At 71.2% G+C, this 21,268-nt stretch carries 18 protein-coding genes; 9 read left to right on the forward strand and 9 right to left on the reverse strand.

Annotated elements, in window-relative coordinates; translation table 11 throughout:
* Nucleotides 1–68: 68 nt before the first annotated feature.
* From ACIRB1_RS17335 to ACIRB1_RS17355, 5 genes are all read right to left on the reverse strand, one after another.
* On the reverse strand, nucleotides 69–1,619 hold the full coding sequence (locus tag ACIRB1_RS17335) for an acyl-CoA synthetase (protein WP_352185833.1): 1,551 nt from the start codon (nucleotides 1,617–1,619) through the stop codon (nucleotides 69–71).
* Nucleotides 1,616–2,728 carry a nitronate monooxygenase family protein gene (locus ACIRB1_RS17340; protein ID WP_352185834.1) on the reverse strand — a complete coding sequence of 371 codons (1,113 nt, stop codon included), beginning with the start codon at nucleotides 2,726–2,728 and terminating at the stop codon, nucleotides 1,616–1,618. Before ACIRB1_RS17340 ends, ACIRB1_RS17335 begins: the two co-directional genes overlap by 4 nt.
* A 70-nt stretch (nucleotides 2,729–2,798) precedes the next feature.
* On the reverse strand, nucleotides 2,799–3,572 hold the full coding sequence (locus ACIRB1_RS17345) for a class I SAM-dependent methyltransferase (RefSeq protein WP_403466106.1): 774 nt from the start codon (nucleotides 3,570–3,572) through the stop codon (nucleotides 2,799–2,801).
* A gap of 44 nt (nucleotides 3,573–3,616) precedes the next feature.
* Nucleotides 3,617–5,191: a phytoene desaturase family protein gene (locus tag ACIRB1_RS17350; RefSeq protein WP_403466107.1), complete on the reverse strand. Its 1,575-nt coding sequence runs from the start codon at nucleotides 5,189–5,191 to the stop codon at nucleotides 3,617–3,619.
* 249 nt (nucleotides 5,192–5,440) lie between these two features.
* The gene (locus ACIRB1_RS17355; RefSeq protein ID WP_403466108.1) at nucleotides 5,441–7,678 is read right to left on the reverse strand and encodes a tetratricopeptide repeat protein; all 2,238 of its coding nucleotides are present in this window, start codon (nucleotides 7,676–7,678) and stop codon (nucleotides 5,441–5,443) included.
* A gap of 412 nt (nucleotides 7,679–8,090) precedes the next feature.
* Here ACIRB1_RS17355 and ACIRB1_RS17360 point away from each other — a divergent pair, with 412 nt between their 5' ends.
* Nucleotides 8,091–9,026 (forward strand): bacteriocin fulvocin C-related protein, encoded by a 936-nt coding sequence (locus ACIRB1_RS17360; RefSeq protein WP_403466109.1) that lies wholly within the window; start codon nucleotides 8,091–8,093, stop codon nucleotides 9,024–9,026.
* A 228-nt stretch (nucleotides 9,027–9,254) separates the two neighbouring features.
* Here ACIRB1_RS17360 and ACIRB1_RS17365 read toward each other — a convergent pair whose 3' ends face one another.
* Complete coding sequence (locus ACIRB1_RS17365) at nucleotides 9,255–10,433, reverse strand: acyl-CoA dehydrogenase family protein (protein ID WP_352178971.1); 1,179 nt, start codon at nucleotides 10,431–10,433, stop codon at nucleotides 9,255–9,257.
* Nucleotides 10,434–10,567: 134 nt separating this feature from the next.
* The gene (locus ACIRB1_RS17370) at nucleotides 10,568–10,942 is read right to left on the reverse strand and encodes a ferredoxin (protein WP_352179595.1); all 375 of its coding nucleotides are present in this window, start codon (nucleotides 10,940–10,942) and stop codon (nucleotides 10,568–10,570) included.
* A 147-nt stretch (nucleotides 10,943–11,089) separates the two neighbouring features.
* Here ACIRB1_RS17370 and ppk2 point away from each other — a divergent pair, with 147 nt between their 5' ends.
* On the forward strand, nucleotides 11,090–11,893 hold the full coding sequence (gene ppk2 / locus ACIRB1_RS17375) for a polyphosphate kinase 2 (RefSeq protein ID WP_352178972.1): 804 nt from the start codon (nucleotides 11,090–11,092) through the stop codon (nucleotides 11,891–11,893).
* Nucleotides 11,894–11,915: 22 nt separating this feature from the next.
* Nucleotides 11,916–13,652, forward strand: a complete 1,737-nt coding sequence (locus ACIRB1_RS17380) for a SulP family inorganic anion transporter (protein WP_403466110.1) — start codon at nucleotides 11,916–11,918, stop codon at nucleotides 13,650–13,652.
* 10 nt (nucleotides 13,653–13,662) lie between these two features.
* Here the strand turns inward: ACIRB1_RS17380 and ACIRB1_RS17385 are convergent, their stop codons facing one another.
* On the reverse strand, nucleotides 13,663–14,301 hold the full coding sequence (locus tag ACIRB1_RS17385) for a DUF6518 family protein (protein ID WP_352178973.1): 639 nt from the start codon (nucleotides 14,299–14,301) through the stop codon (nucleotides 13,663–13,665).
* A 90-nt stretch (nucleotides 14,302–14,391) separates the two neighbouring features.
* Nucleotides 14,392–15,123 carry an MgtC/SapB family protein gene (locus ACIRB1_RS17390; protein ID WP_403466111.1) on the reverse strand — a complete coding sequence of 244 codons (732 nt, stop codon included), beginning with the start codon at nucleotides 15,121–15,123 and terminating at the stop codon, nucleotides 14,392–14,394.
* 158 nt (nucleotides 15,124–15,281) lie between these two features.
* Between ACIRB1_RS17390 and ACIRB1_RS17395 the strand changes: the two genes are divergently transcribed.
* The 6 genes from ACIRB1_RS17395 (at nucleotide 15,282) to ACIRB1_RS17420 (ending at nucleotide 21,267) form a co-directional block, all read left to right on the forward strand.
* A complete protein-coding gene (locus ACIRB1_RS17395) occupies nucleotides 15,282–15,854 on the forward strand; it encodes a dihydrofolate reductase family protein (protein WP_403466112.1) in 573 nt (190 codons plus the stop codon).
* Between the two features lie 240 nt (nucleotides 15,855–16,094).
* Entirely contained in the window at nucleotides 16,095–18,869 is a 2,775-nt protein-coding gene (locus ACIRB1_RS17400; protein WP_403466113.1) for a ricin-type beta-trefoil lectin domain protein, read from the forward strand.
* A 115-nt stretch (nucleotides 18,870–18,984) separates the two neighbouring features.
* On the forward strand, nucleotides 18,985–19,440 hold the full coding sequence (locus tag ACIRB1_RS17405) for an RpiB/LacA/LacB family sugar-phosphate isomerase (protein ID WP_403466114.1): 456 nt from the start codon (nucleotides 18,985–18,987) through the stop codon (nucleotides 19,438–19,440).
* A gap of 123 nt (nucleotides 19,441–19,563) precedes the next feature.
* Nucleotides 19,564–19,734 (forward strand): hydrophobic protein, encoded by a 171-nt coding sequence (locus ACIRB1_RS17410; RefSeq protein ID WP_352178978.1) that lies wholly within the window; start codon nucleotides 19,564–19,566, stop codon nucleotides 19,732–19,734.
* A gap of 84 nt (nucleotides 19,735–19,818) precedes the next feature.
* Nucleotides 19,819–20,169 (forward strand): PRC-barrel domain-containing protein, encoded by a 351-nt coding sequence (locus ACIRB1_RS17415; RefSeq protein ID WP_352178979.1) that lies wholly within the window; start codon nucleotides 19,819–19,821, stop codon nucleotides 20,167–20,169.
* A 168-nt stretch (nucleotides 20,170–20,337) separates the two neighbouring features.
* Nucleotides 20,338–21,267 carry an anti-sigma factor RsbA family regulatory protein gene (locus ACIRB1_RS17420; RefSeq protein WP_403466115.1) on the forward strand — a complete coding sequence of 310 codons (930 nt, stop codon included), beginning with the start codon at nucleotides 20,338–20,340 and terminating at the stop codon, nucleotides 21,265–21,267.
* The last annotated feature ends 1 nt before the right edge of the window (nucleotide 21,268 follow it).

Consider the following 21,268-nt stretch of genomic DNA (forward strand, 5'->3'; position numbering starts at 1 on the left):
TCCGCCGCCCGGGCAGGTCAAGCGGGGGCGGGGTGGTCCCGCGCCACTGCTCACCACCCACGCCCTCCTCACATGGGCCGGGTCCGTCCCTCCCAGTACGGCTCCCGCAGTCGGCGCTTGTAGAGCTTGCCGTTGGGGTCGCGGGGCATCTCGGCGATGAAGTCGATGCTCTTGGGCCGTTTGTAGCCGGCGAGTTGTCCGGCGCAGTGGTCGAGGAGGGCGGCGGCGAGGGCGGGTCCTGGTTCGTGGCCGGGGGACGGTTCGACGACGGCCTTGACCTCCTCGCCCCAGTCGTCGTGCGGGATGCCGAAGGCGGCGGCGTCGGCGACGGCGGGGTGGGCGAGGAGTGCGGACTCGATCTCGGCCGGATAGATGTTGACGCCGCCCGAGATGATCATGTCGATCTTGCGGTCGCGGAGGAAGAGGTAGCCGTCCTCGTCGAGGTAGCCGAGGTCGCCGACGGTGAAGAAGTCGCCGATGCGGTTCTTCCGCGTCTTGTCCTCGTCCTTGTGGTAGGCGAAGCCGCCGGTGCTCATCTTCATGTAGACCGTGCCGAGTTCGCCGGGCGGGAGCCGCTTGCCGTCGTCGTCGAAGACCGCGAGTTCGCTGATGGGCCAGGCCTTGCCGACCGTGCCGGGCTTCTTCAGCCAGTCCTCGGCGGTCGCGAAGGCACCACCGCCCTCGCTGGCCGCGTAGTACTCCTCCACGCAGTGGCCCCACCAGTCGATCATCGCCCGTTTCACATGGTCGGGGCAGGGGGCGGCGCCGTGGATGGCGTGCCGCATGGAGGAGACGTCGTAGCGCGCCCGTGTGTCCGCCGGGAGGGCGAGGAGGCGGTGGAACTGGGTGGGGACCATGTGGGTGTGGGTGCACTTCTCGCGGTCGATGAGGCGCAGCATCTCCTCCGGGGTCCACTTGTCCATCAGGACCAGGCGGTGCCCGATGTGCAGGCTCGCGCCGGCGAACTGGAGGACGGCCGTGTGGTAGAGCGGCGAGCAGACCAGGTGCACGTTGTCGTCGAACGGCTTGATGCCGAAGATGCCGAGGAAACCGCCGAGGTACGCGGACTCGGGGGGCTTTCCCGGCAGGGGGCGGCGGATGCCTCGGGGGCGTCCCGTGGTGCCGGAGGTGTAGTTCATGACCCAGCCGAGGGTGCGGTCCTCGGGCGCCGACTCCGGCTGCCCGTCGAGGAGTTCGGTGTACGGCCGGAAGCCCTCGACCGTGCCGACCGCGTACCGGTGGGTGGCGGGCAGCCCTGCCTCGTCGGCGGCCTGGCGGACGGGCTCGGCGAACCGCTCGTGCGCGATGAGGACCTTGGCGCCGGAGTCGGCGACGATCCAGGCGATCTCGGGTGCGACGAAGTGGTGGTTGACGGGGACGAGGTAGAACCCGGCCTGGCTGGCGGCCAGATGGGCCGTGAAGAACTCGACGCCGTTGGGCAGCACGACCGCGAAGGCGTCACCGCGTTCGAGCCCGGCGGCGCGCAGACCGTGGACGAGCTGATTGGTGGCGGCGAGCAGCCGGCCGGCCGTCCACTCCTCGCCGTCGGGCGCGACGAGGACCGTGCGGTGGGGGTTCTGAGCGGCCTGGGCCCAGAATCCGGTGGGAGGTGTGCTCACGACTGTCCGCTCCTTCCGGCGATGCGGTTGATGCGGTCGACGGCCTGCTCGAAGCCGTGGGTGAGGTCGTCGAAGACGGCCTGGACGCTGCGTTCGCTGTTCATGCGGCCGACGATCTGGCCGACGGGTGTGCCGAGGAGTGGTTCGATCTCGTACTTCTGGATGCGGGAGACGGCGTCGGCGACCAGCAGGCCCTGCAACGGCATCGGGAGGGTGCCGGGGCCGTCCGGGTCGTCCCAGGCGTCGGTCCACTCGGTGCGCAGCTGACGGGCCGGTTTGCCGGTCAGGGCGCGCGAGCGGACGGTGTCGCCGGACCCGGCGGCGAGCAGTTTGCGGGTCACGCCGGGCGAGTGCATGTCGGCTTCCGTGGTGGTCAGCCACAGGGAGCCCAGCCACACACCTTGCGCGCCGAGGCTGAGCGCGGCGGCCACCTGCTGTCCGCTGCCGATGCCGCCGGCGGCCAGTACGGGCAGGGGATCGACGGCCTCGACGACCTCGGGCGTGAGCACCATGGAGGCGATCTCACCGGTGTGCCCGCCCGCCTCGTAGCCCTGGGCCACCACGATGTCGATGCCGCCCTCGGCGTGCTTGCGGGCGTGCCGGGCGCTGCCGGCGAGGGCTGCGACGAGCACGTTCCGGTCGTGGGCGCGGGCGACGACGTCGGCGGGCGGGGAGCCGAGGGCGTTGGCGAGCAGCTTGATCGGGTAGTCGAAGGCGACGTCGAGCTGGTTGCGGGCGACCTGTTCCATCCACCCGGTGATGCGCCAGCCGGACGCCTCGCCCTCGGCGAGTTCGGGCACACCGTACTTGGCCAGGGTCTCGGTGACGAACCTCCGGTGCCCTTCCGGGATCATCGCCTCGACCTGGGCCTCGGTGACGCCCTCGACCTTCTTCGCCGGCATGACGACGTCCAGGCCGTACGGCATCCCCTCGACGTGTGCCTCCAGCCAGTCGAGGTCACGCTTGAGGTCGTCGGGTGCGGTGTAGCGGACCGCGCCGAGCACTCCGAAACCGCCGGCCCGGCTGATGGCCGCGGCGACGGCGGGGAACGGCGTGAAGCCGAAAATGGCGTGCTCGACTCCCAGTTTCTTGCTCAACTCCGTCTGCATGGGCGCAGAATGCCGCAGTCCTCCGGACGACGGAAGAGCTTTTCTGATGCTCCGTCAGATTTTTCGGAGGCTAGACGCGTCGCGCGGTGAGTAGGGGCTGGTAGAAACCGCTGGCCTCCGGGTCGTGCCAACTGACCTCCGAGAAGCCGGAGTCGGCCACCGCGTCGCTCACCTCCGCGCGCGTCAGCGCCCAGTACGCGGTACGCCGTACCCGCACCTCCCAGCCGCCGCCCGTCGCCGGTACCAGCTGGAAGTGCTCCAGGTCGTAGCGTTCGCCGTCGTCGTGCCAGTGCCACAACTGGAAGGTGACGGCGCGGCCCCGGGCGGTCGTCGACACCTGCGGGGGCGTGGACGTGGGGCGGGCGGCGCGGACCTCGTCGTAGTCCCGGACGGTCAGCAGCAACAGCCCGCCGTCGCGGAGGACTCGGCGCATACCGGCCAGCGCGGTGCGTACGTCGGCCGTCGTGAGCAGGTGCGGCAGCGAGTTGTCGGCGCACACGACGGCGTCGAACACGGCTGCCCGGTAGGGGAGTTCGCGCATGTCCGCCACGGTCACCGGAAGGACGGCACCCCGGGCGGCGGCCTCCGCGGCGGCGCGTGCGACCGCGGCCGGGCTCAGATCGCCGCCGACCACACGGTGCCCGGCCCTCGCAAGCCCGATCGCCTGGGTGCCGATTCCGCACGAGCAGTCCAGCACCCGGTGCGGCCCCGGCCCCAGCCGTGCCCGGACGACTCCGTCGAGCGCCCGGGCCTGGGCGGTCATGCTCGCGTCCCAGTCCGGGAAGATCAGGTGGTAGTCGGCGGCGAGCACGTCGTAGAAGTCACCGACCGATGACACGAGCACCCTCCCTTCCTCCCGGCCACCGCATCATCCCGCCCGGTACCTCCTCAGCGCTCCCCCGCCTCCAGTACCGCCATCGCCGCGTTGTGCCCGGGCACCCCGCTTACGCCCCCGCCGCGCACCGCGCCGGCGCCGCACAGCAGTACGTTCGCGTGCCGGGTCTCGACGCCCCAGCGGCCGGTGTCGTCCTGGGCGTAGGGCCAGGTCAGTTCGCGGTGGAAGATGTTGCCGCCGGGGAGCCTGAGGTCGCGTTCCAGGTCGAGCGGGGTCTTCGCCTCGATGCAGGGGCGGCCGTCCGCGTCGGTGGCCAGGCAGTCGGCGAGGGGTTCGGCGAGGTGATGGTCCAACTGGGCCAGCGTCGCCTTCAGCAGCTCTTCCCGTACGGCGTCGTTGTCCTGCTCGAACAGGCGGGCCGGGGTGTGCAGGCCGAAGAGCGTGAGGGTCTGGTAGCCGTCCTCGACGAGGTCCCGGCCGAGGATGCTCGGGTCGGTGAGCGAGTGGCAGTAGATCTCGGAGGGCGGTGCGGCGGGCAGCGAGCCGGACGCGGCCTGGGCGTGGGCGGCGGCCAGTTGGTCGTAGCCCTCGGCGATGTGGAAGGTGCCGGCGAAGGCCTCGCGGGGGTCGACCGAGGTGTCGCGCAGCCGGGGCAGCCGCTTGAGCAGCATGTTGACCTTGAGCTGGGCGCCCTCGGCGGGCGCGGGCGGCTCGTCGCCGGTGAGGGCGGCCAGTTGCTGCGGGGACGCGCCGACCAGGACGTGCCGGGCGGCCGCGGTGCCCTCGCCCTCGGCGGTGCGGTAGGTGATCTCAGCGGCGCGCCCGTCCGTGTCGATGCGTACGGCCTCGTGCCCGGTGGCGAGTACGGCGCCGGCCTCGCGCGCGGCGGTGGCGAGCGCGTCGGTCAGGGCGCCCATGCCGCCGACGGGCACGTCCCAGGCGCCGGTTCCGCCGCCGATGACGTGGTAGAGGAAGCAGCGGTTCTGGGCGAGCGTGGGGTCGTGGGCGTCGGCGAAGGTGCCGATGAGGGCGTCGGTGAGGACGACGCCCCGGACCAGGTCGTCGGTGAAGTTCTCCTCGATCGCGACACCGATCGGCTCCTCGAACAGCATCCGCCAGGCGTCCTCGTCGTCGACGCGTCGGCGCAGTTCTTCTCGGGTGGGCAGCGGTTCGGTGAGCGTGGGGAAGACGCGTTGCGCGAGGCGGCCGGTCAAGCCGTAGAGCCGCTGCCAGGCCGCGTACTCGCGGTCGCCGCCGGTCAGCCGGGCGAAGGCGTCGCGGGTGCGGCGCTCGCCGCCGCCGACGAGGAGGCCGGTGGGGCGTCCGTCGCGTTCGACGGGGGTGTACGACGAGATGGTGCGTCCGCGGACGCGGAAGTCGAGGCCGAGGTCCCGCACGATCTTCTTGGGCAGCAGGCTGACCAGGTACGAGTACCGGGACAGCCGGGCGTCGACCCCGGCGAAAGGGCGCGTCGACACGGCGGCGCCGCCGGTGCCGTCGAGCCGTTCCAGGACGAGCACGGAGCGCCCGGCCCGGGCCAGGTAGGCGGCGGCGACCAGGCCGTTGTGGCCACCGCCGACGATGACGGCGTCGTACGTCCGGTGTCCGGGTCCCTCGTGTGCAGGCATGGTTCTTGGTAACACGAGGTGATCTAGGTCGGCCAGGGGTGGGCGGGGTGCGGGGCGCGTTTGGCTGTGCGTCCTCGGGTTGTTTCGTGGGTGCCGCGGGGCGGGGGCTGGTCGCGCGGTTCCCCACGCCTCTTCACGGCGTCGGGCCCTGGCGGCTGGGCTGCTGCGCTGGTGTGGCCGTCCGCGATCACGGCCCGAGGAGAGCGGACGGTACCGGGCGTCCGAGGCCGGAGTCGGCGCCCCGGCCCCTCAGTGCCCGCCGGATGCCGGCCCCTGCCGTAGCGCGGCCACCCGGCGGTACAGTTCGGCCGCCTCCGTGCTCCGGCCGAGTTGTTCCAGGCAGTGGGCCTCGTCGGTGCGGCTGGAGAGGGTGTCCGGGTGGGCGGCGCCGAGGACGCGTTCGCGGGCGGTGGCCACGCGCCGGTACTCGGTGAGGGCGTCGGCCCAGCGGCCGAGCCAGCCGAGGCCTACGGCGACCTCGCGGCGGCTGACCAGGGTGTCGGTGTGGTCGGCGCCCAGGACGCGCTCGCGGATGGCGCAGACGTCGCGGGACTCGGCGAGGGCCTCCTCCCAGCGGCCGAGGCGTCCGAGGTTGACGCCGAGGCCGTGCCGGGCGCGGAGGGTCTCGGGGTGGGCGGGGCCGTGGACGCGGGTGCGGTCGTCGATGAGGTCGCGGTAGAGCTTGAGGGCGTCGGCGCTGCGGCCGAGGCGGCCGAGGCTGATGCCGATCTCGTAGCGGGCGGCGAGGGTGTCGGCATGGTCGGGGCCGAGTGCCTTGGCGCGGGCCTCGGCGACCTCGCCGTACGTCTGGAGGGCCTCGGGCCAGCGGCCCAACTGGCCCAGCGCGTAGGCGACTTCGTAGCGGGTGACCAGGGTGTCGGGGTGACTGGGGCCGAGCACGCGGGCGCGGGCGGCGGCGACCTCGCGGGCCATGCGGTACGAGTCCTCCAGACGGCCGAGTCTGCTGAGGTTGAAGGCGAGGTTGTGGCGGCAGCGCAGGGTGTCCGGGTGGTCGGGGCCCATGGTGCGTTCCCGGGCGGCGAGCACGGACGTGTACACCTGGTGTGCGTCGAAGTGGCGGCCCAACTGGCCCAGGACGTACGCCATTTCCTGCCGGGCGGCGAGCGTGTCGGCGTGGTCGGCGCCCAGCGCCCGTTCTCTGACGCGGGCGACGTGGGTGTACTCGTGCAGGGCGTCGGCGGTGCGGCCGGTGCGGCTGAGGGTGAAGCCGAGTTCGTAGCGGCTGGCGAGGGTGTCGGGGTGGTCGGGGCCCAGCAGGTTCCGGCGTTCGGCGGCGACCGCGCGGTGCACCTCGCCCGCCTCGGCCCAGCGGCCCAGCCTCCCCAGGCTCAGGCCCGCGTTGTGCCGTCCCGCGAGGCCGTCGAGGATCTCCCGGGACGGTGGGGAGGCGGACTCGGGCACCGGCTCCTCGGCGTGGCCGGTGGCCGGGCGGGCGATCCATTCGCTGGTGAGGCCGGCTCCGGCGTCGGGCGGGGTGGTGCGCAGTCCGGCGCCGGTCGCCTTGTGGCCGGTGGTCATCCCGTGCGTCCAGGACGGCAGACGCGGCTCACCGGACGCCGGTTCGGCCGGGCGGAGTGGGGGCTGCGGGGTCACAACGGTCGGCACGTACAGGGGTGTCGTACGGCCCAGGTTGATCCGGCGGCCCAACTCCCGCGCGTCGTAGGGACGTTGTTCCGGGAGCTTGGCCAGCAGGTCGAGGATGACCTTCTCCAGGTACTCGGGTACCTCGGGGCGCCGGGTGCGGGGCGGGGTGGGCGCGGTGTCGCGGTGGCCGATGAGGATGGCCCAGGCGTCGCCGAGGTCGAACGGCGGTGCCCCGGTGGTGAGTTCGTACAGCACGCAGCCGAAGGAGTAGAGGTCGCTGCGCTGGTCGACCTCGGAGCCGCTGATCTGTTCCGGCGACATGTAGTGCGGGGTGCCCATCGCGATGCCGGTGCCGGTGAGCCGGGAGGTGAAGCCGATGTCGGCGCCGAGGCGGGCGATGCCGAAGTCGCAGATCTTCACCGTGCCGTCGGTCAGCCGCATGATGTTCGCGGGCTTCAAGTCCCGGTGCACGATGCCTTGTTGGTGGGTGTAGGCGAGGGCGGAGGCGACCTGTTCGGCGATGTCGACGACGTCGCCGACGGGCAGTGGCCGCTGCTCGTTGTCCTCCAGGAGCTGGCAGAGGTTGCGGCCGTCGAGGAGTTCCATCACCAGGTAGAGGACTCCGTCGGACTCGCCGAAGTCGTGGACGACGGTCACGCCTCGGTGCTGGAGCGCCGCCGCCACCCGGGCCTCGCGCCGGAACCGCTCGCGCAGCACGCCGGTGAACGACTGGTCGTGGTGCGCACCCAGCGGCTTGAGGCACTTCACGGCGACATGCCGCCCGAGCGACTCGTCCCGCGCGCGCCACACCTCGCCCATGCCGCCGCGCCCGATCAGTTCGAGCAGCCGGTAGCGGCCCTGGATCAGCCTGCTGTCCCCCATCTCCCGCGATCGCCCCCGTCGGTGTTCGTCCCGCCCTCCCCTGGCTCGTCCAGTATGGCGAGCGATCGTCCGACTTTGTACGGGCCCGGGCGCGTGCCGTCGCACTGCCCGGAGAATATGCCGGGACGGGGGGCGTACCGGCGCACGGGCGGGAGCACAGAGCAACAGGATGCCTGCGGCGGGCAGTTGCCGCGGGAGCCGGTGGCGGGCCGGACGGCCCTCGGAAGGGAAGCATTTCGATCCTCACCGAAGTGATTGACGCTCCCGGGCGCCCCGGCGAATGGTTTCCCTTCAGGCAGACGCACAGCGCTCGGGAAGAGCGGCCCGCGCGCTGCCGATCGGCGTGAGAACTCACATCGCGTACCGCACGAACACCATGGGCGGTTCGTCACATCATCGTGGGGAGATTCCTGTGACCGAGTGGATATTGGCGTTCGACGCGGACTGTCGATTCTGCGAAGACGTGGTGGACCGGGTCCGGGTGTCCGTCGAGGGCACGTTGACCACCGCGGGCCTCGCGGAACCCCGAATTCGCGACCTGCGGGTGCGTGCCCTGGGAGAAGGGGCGGAGTGGGCCCCGACCCTGCTGGCGGTCGACGGCGACCACGTGCGCGCCTGGACCGGAACCGCGCTGTCCCTCCGTCTGGGGCGGCTGCTGGGGCCCTCCGACTCGCTGCGGGTGGTGCGTGCGCTGCGCGACCTCGATGGGCTGCGGCCTCCGAGCCGTCGCGGAATCCTCAAGGCCGTCCCGGGGCTGGCTCTGGGAACGTTTCTGGTCACCGGCGGCCTGGCAGCCTCCCCCGCGCAGGCCGTGACCCGCGCCCGGGGCAGTAAGGCGTCGCGATGGGTGAAGGCCAACCTCGACCGGCTGCCCTCCGGCTACTCCGAGTTCGCCTCCTACCCCGCGGACTACCGGCGCGCCATCTACGGCGCGCTGTCCGCGTCGGCCCGGAGTGACCTGTGGGTGGCGCACTTCGCGGACTACCGGAAGACGCACCCCGGCCTCTCGGCCGAGCAGTCCGCCGTGCTGGATCACGCGACGCGGTCGGCACCGCAGATCATCGCGGGGCGCCGGCAGGAAGCGGGCGCCGAAGACCTGAAGGCGGCGGCTGTGGCGGCGTTCGGCGAGAGCGGGGCGCGGGCGGTGCTCATGACGCTGGGCCCCGCCGACACACAAGGCGTGACTCCTCGGAGCGATCAGAGCGGCCAGGTTCTCGACTGCAATTCCCAGTGCGCGGGGACCGGAAGCTGCGACACCGTGTGCTACGCCTCACCGTTCTACTGCAACTGGACCGACCGCGGCTGCGGTCCGCTGTGGCTGGGACCCTGCAGCGGATACTGCATCTGAAGCCACCCCTGCTCGGCGCTCGCGCCTTCCTGTGGCGGTGCACGACCCGGGCTAGGTCGTGTCCGCAAAGTCCCGTCGTCCGCCCGGAGGGCGGGCCTCGCGGCGTCCGGTGCGTGCGCTCGGTGTGCCGCCCGGAAGCCCCCGTACTGGACGTACTTGGGCTTCCGGGCGGTGCGGCGAGCGTGCGTGCCGGGCGTCGCGAGGCAGGCGGGACTTTGCGGACACGGCCTAGCGCCGCACCCTCGGCATCCCCAGCCCGATCCACGAGATGATCTCCCGCTGGATCTCGTTGTTGCCGCCGCCGAAGGTGAAGATGACGGCGGAGCGGTAGCCGCGTTCCAGTTCGCCGTGCAGGACCGCGCCCGCCGAGCCCTCCTTCAGGGCGCCTGCGGCGGCGACGGTCTCCATCAGCCAGGCGTAGGCGTCGCGGCGGGCCTCGGAGCCGTAGACCTTGACGGCGGAGGCGTCCTGGGGGGTGAGGGTGCCTTCCTGGACGGCGTTCACCATCTGCCAGTTGAGGAGTTTCATCGCGTCGAGCCTCGCGTGGGTGCGGGCGAGGAGGCGGCGGACCCAGGGGAGGTCGACGACGCGGCGGCCGTCGGCGAGCTTGGTCTCCATCGCCCAGTGCTGGACGTCGTGCAGGGCGCGGATCGCCATGGTGCCGTGGGCGGCGAGGGTGACGCGCTCGTGGTTGAGCTGGTTGGTGATCAGGCGCCAGCCCTGGTTCTCCGCGCCCACGCGGCGGGTGACGGGGACGCGGATGTTCTCGTAGTAGCTGGCGGTGGTGTCGTGCGAGGCGAGGGTGTTGATCACCGTGCAGGTGTAGCCGGGGTCGGCGGTCGGCACGAGGAGCATGGTGATGCCCTTGTGCGGCGGGGCCTCGGGATCGGTGCGGACGGCGAGCCAGACCCAGTCGGCGGTGTCGCCGTTGGTGGTCCAGATCTTCTGGCCGTTGACGACGTACTCGTCGCCGTCACGTACCGCCCGGGTCTTCAGGGCGGCCAGGTCGGTGCCGGCCTCGGGCTCGCTGTAGCCGATCGCGAAGTCGATCTCGCCGGAGAGGATCTTCGGGAGGAAGTACGCCTTCTGTTCGTCGGTGCCGAACCGCATGATCGTCGGTCCGACGGTGTTCAGCGCCATCAGCGGCAGCGGTACGCCGGCCTGCGCGGCCTCGTCGAAGAAGATGAACTGTTCCATCGGCGTCAGCCCGCGCCCGCCGAACTCCTCGGGCCAGCCGACCCCGAGCCAGCCGTCCGCGCCGAGCCGCCGGATCGTCTCGCGGTAGAAGCGCTTCTGGGCGGCGGGGTCGTCGTAGCGCGAGTAGGCGTGATCGGGTACCAACTCGGCGAAGTAGGCGCGCAGTTCGGTGCGCAGCCGCTGCTGCTCGGGCGTGTAGTCGAGATGCACGGCGCCTCCAGGCTCCCCAAGGCCGGTCCTGACGGCGCACACCGTAGAACGCGTTCCAGAAATAGGGAATGGCGAGGCGTCGATGCCCTCAAGAGGGCGCAGTCACCCGTCGGCCAAGTGGCCGCGGGCCGCCGTCAGTTCAGTGTCGCCAGGAAGTCCGTGCACGCCTGTGCGCAGTCCCGGCACGCCTGGGCGTCCGCCTCGGCGCCGGGCTGGGCGTCCAGGACCTGCGCGCACTCCAGACAGACGAGCAGGCACCACTTGGCCTGCACGCGCAGGGACGGCTCCTCCTGGAGGTTCTGTTCGGCGAGCATCCGGCAGGTCGCGTCGCACACCTCGGCGCACAGCAGCGCCTTGCGCCGTACGAGCGCCTCGTGATCGGTGGCGTCCGGACCCGAGCGGCTGACGCGCAGCACGCAGGCCCGCGAACAGTCGGTGCAGGCCTGTGCGCAGGCGAAGCGGTCCTCCAGGAAACGGACGAGTTCCTGTTGTGTGGTCATCGCTGTCACATGGTCCGGGTTGCCGTTGCCGCGCGCGGCAAACCCGGCGGAGGGGGCATCCAGGGTGCGCGCTCCCCCGCCGGTCAGTACGGTGCTGTCCAGGTGTTCGACCTTGGACACGGGAAACAGCGCACGTCATCGAGGGGTTGAGGCGGCATGGCCGGCAAGAAGGCGACGAAGCTGCCGCGCGAGAAGTACGAGACCGAACTGCTGCGCCTTCAGACCGAGTTGGTCAAGCTCCAGGAGTGGGTGCGGGCCGAGGGCGCCCGGCTGGTGATCGTCTTCGAGGGCCGGGACGCGGCGGGCAAGGGCGGCACCATCAAGCGGGTCGCGGAGCACCTCAACCCCCGTGTCGCGCGCATCGCCGCGCTGCCCAAACCGACCGACCGCCAGCGCACCCAGTGGTACTTCCAGCGCTACGTCGAACATCTCCCGGCCGCGGGCGAGATCGTCCTGTTCGACCGCTCCTGGTACAACCGCGCCGGGGTCGAGCGCGTGATGGGCTTCTGCACCAAGGAGGAGTACCAGCTGTTCCTGCGCCAGTGCCCGATCTTCGAGCGGATGCTGGTGGAGGACGGGATCGTGCTGCGCAAGTACTGGTTCTCGGTGAGCGACTCCGTGCAGCAGGACCGGTTCCGCCGGCGGCTGGAGGATCCGCTGCGGCGCTGGAAGCTGTCGCCGATGGACCTGGAGTCCATCACCCACTGGGAGGCGTACTCGCGGGCGAAGGACGAGATGCTGGTGCACACCGACATCTCCGAGGCTCCCTGGGCCGTCGTCGAGAGCGACGACAAGCGCCGGGCCCGGCTGAACATGATCGCCCATCTCCTCGGCTCCCTCCCCTACCACGAGGTGGCGCCCCCGGTCCTCGAACTCCCGCCCCGCCCGCCGTCCACCGGCTACGAGCGTCCGCCGCGCGATCTCCAGACGTACGTCCCGGACCACGCGGCGAGTCTCTGAGGCGGTCGGGGCGAGGAACACCGTGTCCCCCGGCGGGCGCGCCCTGGAGTGGCGGCGCCTGACGCCCGGCATCGCATCACTGGCCGGCTACCGGCGCGCCTGGCTGCGCGGCGATCTGCTGGCCGGTGTCACGGTCGCCGCGTACCTCGTCCCGCAGGTCATGGCCTACGCCGGGGTCGCCGGGCTGCCACCGGTCGCGGGCCTGTGGGCGATCCTGCCGGCGCTCGCCCTGTACGCCGTGCTGGGCTCGTCCCGGCTGCTCTCGGTGGGCCCCGAGTCGACGACCGCGCTGATGACGGCGACGGTGGTGGGCCCGCTCGCGGGCGGTGACCCGGGCCGCTACGCCACGCTGGCCGCCGCCCTCGCGGTCACGGTCGGCCTGCTCTGCCTCGCCGCGTGGGCGGTACGCCTCGGCTTCGTCGCCGACCTCCTCTCCCGCCCGGTGCTGATCGGCTACCTGTCGGGCGTGGCCCTGATCATGATCGTGGACCAACTCCCCAAGCTCACCGGGGTGTCGACGACCGGCTCGGCGTTCTTCCCCCAACTCTGGTCCTTTCTGCGGCACTTGCACCGACTCCACGCGCCCACCGTGCTGTTCGCCGCCGTCACACTCGCGTTCCTGTTCACGGTGGCACGGCTGTCCCGGATGGTGCCGGGACCGCTGCTTGCCGTGGTGCTGGGCACGGCGGCCGTGGCCGCCCTCGACCTCGACGACCGCTACGACATCAAGGTGATCGGCCACGTCCCGGCGGGACTTCCCACGCTCGGCCTGCCCGACTTCACCCAACTCCCCCACCTGGTACTGCCCGCGCTCGGTGTCCTGCTCGTCGCCTACACCGACTTCATCCTCACCGCACGGGCCTTCACCGGCGGCGAGGACGACGACGGCCCGGGTCTCGACGCCGACCAGGAGTTCCTGGCCCTGGGCGCGGCCAACCTCGGCGCCGGAGCGCTCCACGGCTTCCCCGTGAGCAGCAGCGCCAGCCGCACCGCGCTGGCCTCCTCGGCGGGCGCCCGCAGCCAGGCGTACTCACTGATCGCCGGAGCGGTCGTCCTGGCGGTCCTGCTCTTCCTGAGCCCCCTGCTGTCCCGCACGCCCTCGGCGGTCCTCGGCGCCCTCGTCGTCTACGCGGCCGTCCGCATGATCGACCTCACCGGCTTCCACCGCCTGGCCACCTTCCGCCGCCGCGAACTCCTGCTCGCCCTGGGCTGTTTGGCCGGAGTCCTCGCCCTCGACATCCTCTACGGCGTGATCGTCGCCGTGGGCCTGTCGGTGGCCGAACTCCTCACCCGGGTGGCCCGTCCGCACGACGCCGTCGAGGGCCTGGTCCCGGGCGTGGCCGGCATGCACGACGTGGACGACTACCCGCAGGCCCGCACGATCCCCGGCCTGCTCGTCTACCGCTACGACTCACCGCTGTTCTTCGCCAACGCGGAGAACTTCCGCCGCCGCGCCCTGGCCGCCGTGGCCCAACAGACCACCCCTGTCCGCTGGTTCGTCCTCAACGCCGAGGCCAATGTCGAGGTGGACATCACCGCCCTGGACGCGGTCGACGAACTCCGCCGCGAACTTGCCCACCAGGGCGTGGTGTTCGCCCTGGCCCGGGTCAAACAGGATCTCCTCGCCGACCTGCGGGCCTACGGCCTGGTGGACTCCGTCGGCACGGACCACATCTTCCCGACCCTGCCGACGGCCGTGGCCGCGTACCGCGAGTGGAGCGTCGCGCACGATCAGGGGACGACGGGACCGGTGCCGTAGGCCCGCCGGTTCACACCGAACCGAGCAGGCCGTCGAGGATTCCCTTCTCGGCGAGATGGAAGGCGAGACCGCCCACGGGGGCGAGCACGGCGCACAGCCAGGCGCGCCGCACTCCGGCGCGCGCCAGGTATCCGGTCAGGACAGCGACGAGCAGCGCGCCGATGACCAGGAACGCGGTCGCCTCATCCCAGTAGTGGAGCGTGGGGCCCAGCCAGAGCGCCTCCCCCAGCACCACCATCGCGACGACCGCCCCGGCCACCGGCCGCACGCGTTCCGGCCCGCGCCGCACGGTCCACCCGGCCCAGCCCAGCAGCGGCCCCCCGGCCAGCCCCGCCAGCGACCACACGGCGGCGCTGCCGAGACCGCCGGCGCCGAAGGTGTCCCCGAGCGTGGAGGCCGTGTAGTAGCCGACACAGGTGGCGAGCATCATCAGCGCCCCGCCCCAGACGGCGAGCGGCCGGGACCGGATCAGCGCACCGGCCGCGGCGGTCCAGATGATCCAGGCGGACACCGAGTTGGTCGCCCGCTCCAGCAGGGGTGTCGTGCCGTGCAGGCTGTACGTCGCCCAGCCGAGCAGCAGCCCGAAGGCGGCGGTAGCGGTGAGGACGGTGACGGGGGTGTCCCGAGGGGACGCGGTCGCGGTGGCCATGACCCGGACTATACATGCGGCGTATACACGGAACGTATACGCGCGGCGTATAGCCGAAAACGACCCCGCCCGCTTCGGCGGGCATGCGCCCTATTCGTCGTCCGTGGCCGCCATCAGTTCGACCTCGCTCACGCCGTCGTTCTGGAACAGCTCGGACGTCAACTGCCCGGCGTCGGCGGTGCCTTCGAGCCGCAGCAGGACCTGCGCTGCCGGGTCGGCCCGCTCGGGCAGCCGGTCGACCTTGACCGCCTGGATGCGGAAACCCCGCCGCGTACAGGTCTCCATCAGTTGGGGCAGCAGCGCCGTGCCGGTGCGGTAGGTCAGCCGCACCTCGAAGGCCGCCGGGTCGACGCCGGGTGCCAGGTGCGCGAAGAGCAGGGGGTAGCCGCGCACGACGAGGAAGTGCACGGCGGTGGTGGCCAGGGCCAGGATCGGCAGGCCGCCTCCGCAGGCCATGCCGACGGCACAGGTGAGCCAGATGGTGGCGGCGGTCGTCAGCCCGCGGACCGCGTCCCGGCGCACGAAGATCAGGCCGCCGCCGATGAAGCCGATACCCGAGACGATCTGGGCCGCCACGCGCGAGGGGTCGAAGGAGACGTTGTCCAGCCCGAGGACGTTGGTGAAGCCGTGCTGGGAGACCTCCATCATCAGCGCGCTCGCGATCCCGACCAGGGTGTGCGTGCGCAGCCCGGCGCTCTTCTGCTGTGCCGCACGCTCCCAGCCGATCAGGGTCGACAGCAGCAGCGCGAGCCCCAGTTCGGCGAGCTGGCGCAGCCCCTGTCCATTGCTCACGTCCCACATCGGGACCGCCAGTCCGGCCATGCGGGATCTCCCTTCCTGCTCCCTGTCACGGCATTGCCCCTACCCGGACGCGCGAGACCATGCCCCTCCGACAACTTCCTCCGCCTTGACAATATTTTTTGTCGGCTAGATGCTGGAGTGGTCCGCACACAGAGCACCCATCCACCCGAGGACCCACGATGCGCACTCTGATCAGCACCGCCTTCCTCTCCCTCGACGGCGTCATGGAGGCCCCGGGCGGCGAGCCCGGCTACCGCAACGCCGGATGGACCTTCAAGGAGGTCGACTTCCTGCCGGAGGCGTTCGACATCAAGGGGCGCGAGCAGCTGGAGTCCACGGCGCTCCTGATGGGCCGGGCCAGCTACGAGGCGTTCAGTCCGGTGTGGCCGGGCATGGAGGAGTTCGCCCACTACAACGCCCTGCCGAAGTACGTCGTCTCCACCACCCTCACCGACGACGCGCTGGTGTCGAACTGGGGCGAGACCACGATCCTGCGCTCGCTCGACGAGGTCGCCGCCCTCAAGGAGACCGAGGGCGGGGCGATCACCGTGCACGGCAGCGCGGCCCTGAACCACGGCCTCGCGGACGCCGGTCTGGTCGACCGCTACCACCTGCTCGTCTACCCGCTGCTGCTCGGCGCCGGAAAGCGGCTGTTCCCCGCGACCGACAAGGACACCCAGAGGCTGAAGCTGGTCGAGCACGCCGTGTACGCCAACGGACTTCAGCTGAACGTCCTCGACGTCGTCCGCTGACCCCGCCCCGGTCGGCGGGGCGGAAACCGGACAGCGGCACGAACGAACAGAACCGAGAGCGGTCCGGGCCCGGATTCACGAGCGGACAGAGGCTTTGAGGCAGGACGGGCCCACGCCTTGACGATCAGTCAGCACAACTCCACACTGTCGCCCGAACCTCCACGGACAGCCGGGACCGCGCCCGCGTCTGAGAGCGCTCTCCTCACCTGTCCTCACCCCCCGCTGGAGAAGGACGACACCGTGAGAAGAACCCTGAGACGCCTCCTGCCCTTATGGGTCATGGCCCTGATCGCCGCCCTCTGCTCGACAGGTGCGCAACCGGCCCTGGCGGCGGCCGCGGCCACCTCGATCACCGTGGACGGCGGCCAGAGCGGCCGGACATTCGACGGGATCGGGGCGATCAGCGGCGGCGGAGGCAACTCCCGTCTGCTGCGCGACTATCCGCCCGCCCAGCAGTCGCAGATCCTGGACTACCTGTTCAAGCCGGGCTACGGCGCGAACCTCCAGCTGCTCAAGCTGGAGATCGGCGGAGACGCCAACTCCACCGACGGCTCCGAACCGTCCATCGAGCACACCAAGGGCCAGATCAACTGCGACGCCGGGTACGAATTCTGGCTCGCCGAGCAGGCCAGGGCCCGTAACCCGGACATCAAGCTGTACGGCCTGGCGTGGGCCGCCCCCGGCTGGATCAGCGGCGGCTTCTGGTCCACCGACACCATCGACTACCTGATCTCCTGGCTGGGTTGCGCCCGGCAGCACGGTCTGCCGATCAGCTACCTCGGCGGCTGGAACGAGCGGGGCCACGACGCCGCCTGGTACGTCCAGCTGCGGACCGCGCTCGACAGCGCGGGGTACGGCAGTGTGCGGATCGTCGCCGACGACTCCGGTTGGAGCGTCGCCGACGACATGGCGGCCGACTCCGCGTTCGACAACGCCGTGTCGGTCATCGGCGCCCACTACCCGTGCGCGGGCGGCGACGGCGGCAGCGCCGACACCTGCTCCAGCACCACCACCGCGAAGAACAACGGCAAACCGCTCTGGGCCTCGGAGAACGGCTCCCTGGACATGGACGCCGGAGCACCGGCGCTGATCCGCTCCATCGTGCGCGGCTACGTGGACGCCCGCATGACCGCCTACCTCAACTGGCCGCTGGTCGCGGCCATCTACCCCAACCTTCCCTACGGCACGGTCGGCCTGGCCACCACGAACTCGCCCTGGTCCGGGAACTACTCGATCGGCGAGAACACCTGGGCGACCGCGCAGGTCACCCAATTCGCCCAGCCCGGCTGGAAGTTCATCGACTCCGCGTCGGGCTACCTCGGCGGCACCGAGTCCAACGGCACCTACGCCACGCTCACGTCACCGGGCGGGGCGGACTACTCCACGGTGCTGGAGACCACCACCGCCACGGCCGCGCAGACGGTCGACGTCCAGGTGCGGGGCGGTCTTTCCACCGGTGCGGTGCATGTGTGGGCGACCCGGGTCAACAGCCCCAGCCCGTCAACGGACTTCGTGCACACGCAGGACATCACCCCGGCCGGGGGCGCGTACTCCCTGACGCTGCAACCGGGCTGGATCTACACGGTCACCACGACCACCGGCCAGGGCAAGGGCACCGCCGGCGCGCCGGCCGCGCATGCCCTCGCGCTGCCCTACACCGACTCCTTCGACAACGATGTCTCCGGGACCGAGGCCACCTATCTGTCCGACATGCAGGGCTCGTTCGAGGCACGGCCGTGCGCGGACGGCCGTGGCGGACAGTGTGTGCAGCAGGTGACGCCGGTCAAGCCGATCGAGTGGCAGGACGACTCCGACGCCTTCTCGCTGCTCGGCGATCCGACGTGGACCGACTACACCGTCAAGGCCGATGTGAACCTCCAACAGGCCGGTACGGTCGAGCTGTTGGGCCGGGCCAACACCCAGAACCGTCCGCAGAGCCACCAGGCCGCCTATCTGTTCCGGGTGAGCGACACGGGCGCCTGGTCCCTGGTGAGGAGTTCGGCGGCGGGCACCCTGACCACGCTGCTCTCCGGAACCAGGGCGGCACTCGGCACGCACGCGTGGCACACCCTTGCCCTGGGTTTCTCCGGTGACCGGATCACGGTCACCGCGGACGGGGTCAACCTCGGTGCCACCGACGACAGTTCGTATGCGGCCGGCCAGATCGGCATCGGGGTGGTGGGCTACCGGACCGACCAGTTCGACAACCTGTCCGTCACCGCGAACCCGCCGGGCAACCACGCCGGCATCCTCAAGGGCCGCCAGTCCGGCCTGTGCGCGGACGTTCCCGGGGCGAGCCGCGCCAACCGCACCCAACTCGCCCTCTGGGACTGCAACGGCGGTGCCAACCAGTCCTGGACCCTGACGCCCGCCGCCCGCCTCACCGTCTACGGCGGCGCGAAGTGCCTGGAGGCCAAGGGCGGCGGCACGACCGACGGCACCCCCGCGCAGATCGGCGACTGCGACAACTCCGCGGCCCAGAAGTGGACCGTGGGCGGCGACGGCAGGGTGGTCAACCCCGCCTCGGGCAAGTGCCTGGACGCCACCGCGGAGGCCACCGCTCCGGGCACCCTGCTGGAGTTGTGGACCTGCACCGGCGGAGCCAACCAGAGCTGGCTGCGCGGCGCGGTCGCGGCGCCGCTCACCGGCCAGGAGTCCGGCCGCTGCGTCGATGTCCCCGGCGCCGACCAGACCAGCGGCACGCGGCCCGCGCTGTGGGACTGCAACGGCGGCGCGAACCAGACCTGGACGTCCACGACCACCAACCAACTGACCGTCTACGACTCCAAGTGCCTTGAGGTCACGGGCGGTGCGACCGCCGACGGCAGCCCGGTGGAGATCTGGGACTGCGACGGCGGTGCCGGCCAGCAGTGGCGGGTGCGGGCCGACGGCAGTGTCGTCAACGTCGGCTCCGGCAAGTGCCTGGACGCGGTCGGCCACGGCACGGCGAACAGCACGGCGCTGGACATCTGGACCTGCACCGGCGGCGCCAACCAGAGCTGGCGCCGGTCGTAGCGGGACCGGTCCCCGCCGGGTCGTAGGACCGCAGTTGTCCGTGACCCGGCGGGGACCGCTGCCTGTGCGCGCTCCGGGATGGCATCGCGCTCGTCGTCTGAGTAGCCTCCGGTCCATGCGGATCTCTGTTTCCTCGGACATGGACGAACCTGTGGCGCGGGCGCTCGTCGTGGAACTGCGTGACCGGGGTCATGAGGTGGTGGCGCACGGGGCGTTGCGGCCCGGGGACGACCCGCGGTGGGCAGTGTGTTCGGAGGTGGCGGCGCGTGAGGTCGCCGACAGGGTGTCGGACCAGGCGGTCGTGTGCTGCTGGACCGGGACGGGCGCGTCGATCGCCGCGAACAAGGTGCCGGGGGTGCGGGCGGCCCTGTGCACGGACGCCGGTACGGCGGACGGCGCGCGCCGCTGGAACGACGCCAATGTGCTGGCGCTCAGTCTGCGGCTGACGTCCGAGCCGCTGCTCAAGGAGATCCTCGACGCCTGGTTCGCGGCGGAGCCCAGCGCGGACACCGAGGACCGGGAGAACGTGGCCCGGGTCGGCCGGCTCGACCTCGGCAGGCCCGCCCGTTAGGCCGGTTCGCGGAGCGGAAAATCGTCCGCGAACAGGCATTCTCCAGCCTCCCGAATTATTTCACTGCCTCCGGCGCATGATTCATTTCCGGCAGGGCACTCGGACGCCTGGAGGTTGATAAACATGGTTCCCTTGCTCCTGGTTCTTCTGTTGGCACTGCTTCTTTTCGGTGCCGGATTCGCCGTCAAGATTCTCTGGTGGGTCGCCATTGTCGTTCTCGTCCTGTGGCTGCTGGGCTTTGTGGCGCGTTCGCCGGGTGTCGGTGGCCGCCGGGGTCGTTGGTACCGCTGGTAGCGGATAAACCGCTGCGCGAATATCCGCGATATCGCGGAATGCAACGTTCCCCGAATTTCCCGCACCACTGAAGTGAGGTTTGACATGGCGGACCACATGTGGGACTACCAGGCCGAGTCGGGTCACCAGGCCGGTACCGATCTGACCGGATTCAAGGTCGAGGCGACCGACGGCTCGATCGGCAAGGTCGACAAGCACTCCGAGGACGTCGGCGCGATGTACATCGTGGTCGACACCGGTGTGTGGATCTTCGGCAAGCACGTACTGCTGCCCGTCGGGACCATCGCGTCCATCGACGTCGCCGAGCGGACGATCCACGTCGACCGGACGAAGGAAGAGATCAAGAACTCCCCGGAGTTCGACAAGGACAAGCACGTGGGTGATCCCGGTTACCGCGACGAGGTCGGCGGCTACTACGGCAACCCGCGCATCTGATCGACACCTGGCGTACCGCGGGGTGGGGGCACCGACAATCCGTCGGTGCCCCCACCCCGTTTCCGCCGCCCCCGTAGACTGCCGGTGCGGTGACCGCCGTCCGCCTTGTCATCGCAACGTCCTGGACATGTCCTGTCCCGGCCCGACAAGGATCGAGGTGGCGGTGCGATGAGTACGGCCACCGAGGGTCGAGCGTTCGTCCATCCCGCGCTGTTCTACCGCGGCGAGGAGCAGTACACCGCCGGTACAGTCCCCTTCGTGCGGGACGGACTGGCCGCCGGGGAGGCCGTCGCGGTCGCCGTTCCCGGTCCGCGACTCGACCTGATCAGGGCCGGACTCGGAGTTGGCGCCGACGGTGTGCGGTTCCTCGACATGACGGAGGTCGGGCGCAACCCCGGGCGGATCATCCCGGGCGTGCTGCGGGCCTTCGCCGACGCCCACACCGACCGCCGGGTGCGGATCATCGGGGAACCGATCTGGCCGGGCCGCAGCGCCGCCGAGTACCCCGCGTGCGTGCAGCACGGGGCGCTCATCAACTCCGCGTTCGCGGACCGTGACGTGACGATCCTGTGCCCGTACGACGCGGACCGGCTGGCGCCCGGAGTGCTGGCCGACGCCCACGCCACCCATCCGGTCCTCATCGAGGGGGACACCCGGCTGCCCAGCGCCGCCTACGATCCGCGGGGCGTGATCGCCCGCTACAACGAGCCGCTCCCCCATCCGCCGGGCGCCGCGTCCGTCGCGTTCGACGCGGGCGAACTCCCCAAGTCCCGCTATTTCGCGGTGCAGGAGGCCGAGCGGCTGGGCCTGGCGGGTGTACGGCTTCAGGATCTGACCCTGGCCGTCGCGGAGCTGACCACCAACAGCGTGCTGCACGGCGGCGGTTCGGGGACGCTGCGGATCTGGGCCGAGGACGAGCGGATCGTCTGCGAGGTGCGGGACCGGGGGCAGTTCAAGGACGCGCTGGCCGGCCGGCGACCGGCGTCACGCGACCAGCCCGGCGGGCGGGGGCTGCTGTTGGTGCACCATGTCGCCGATCTCGTCCGCGTCCACACGGCTCCGGACGGCACCACCATCCGTTTCTACCTGGCCCGTTGAC

Origin of the sequence: Streptomyces sp. NPDC096013, from assembly GCF_044763565.1 — a bacterium.
Lineage (GTDB): Bacteria > Actinomycetota > Actinomycetes > Streptomycetales > Streptomycetaceae > Streptomyces.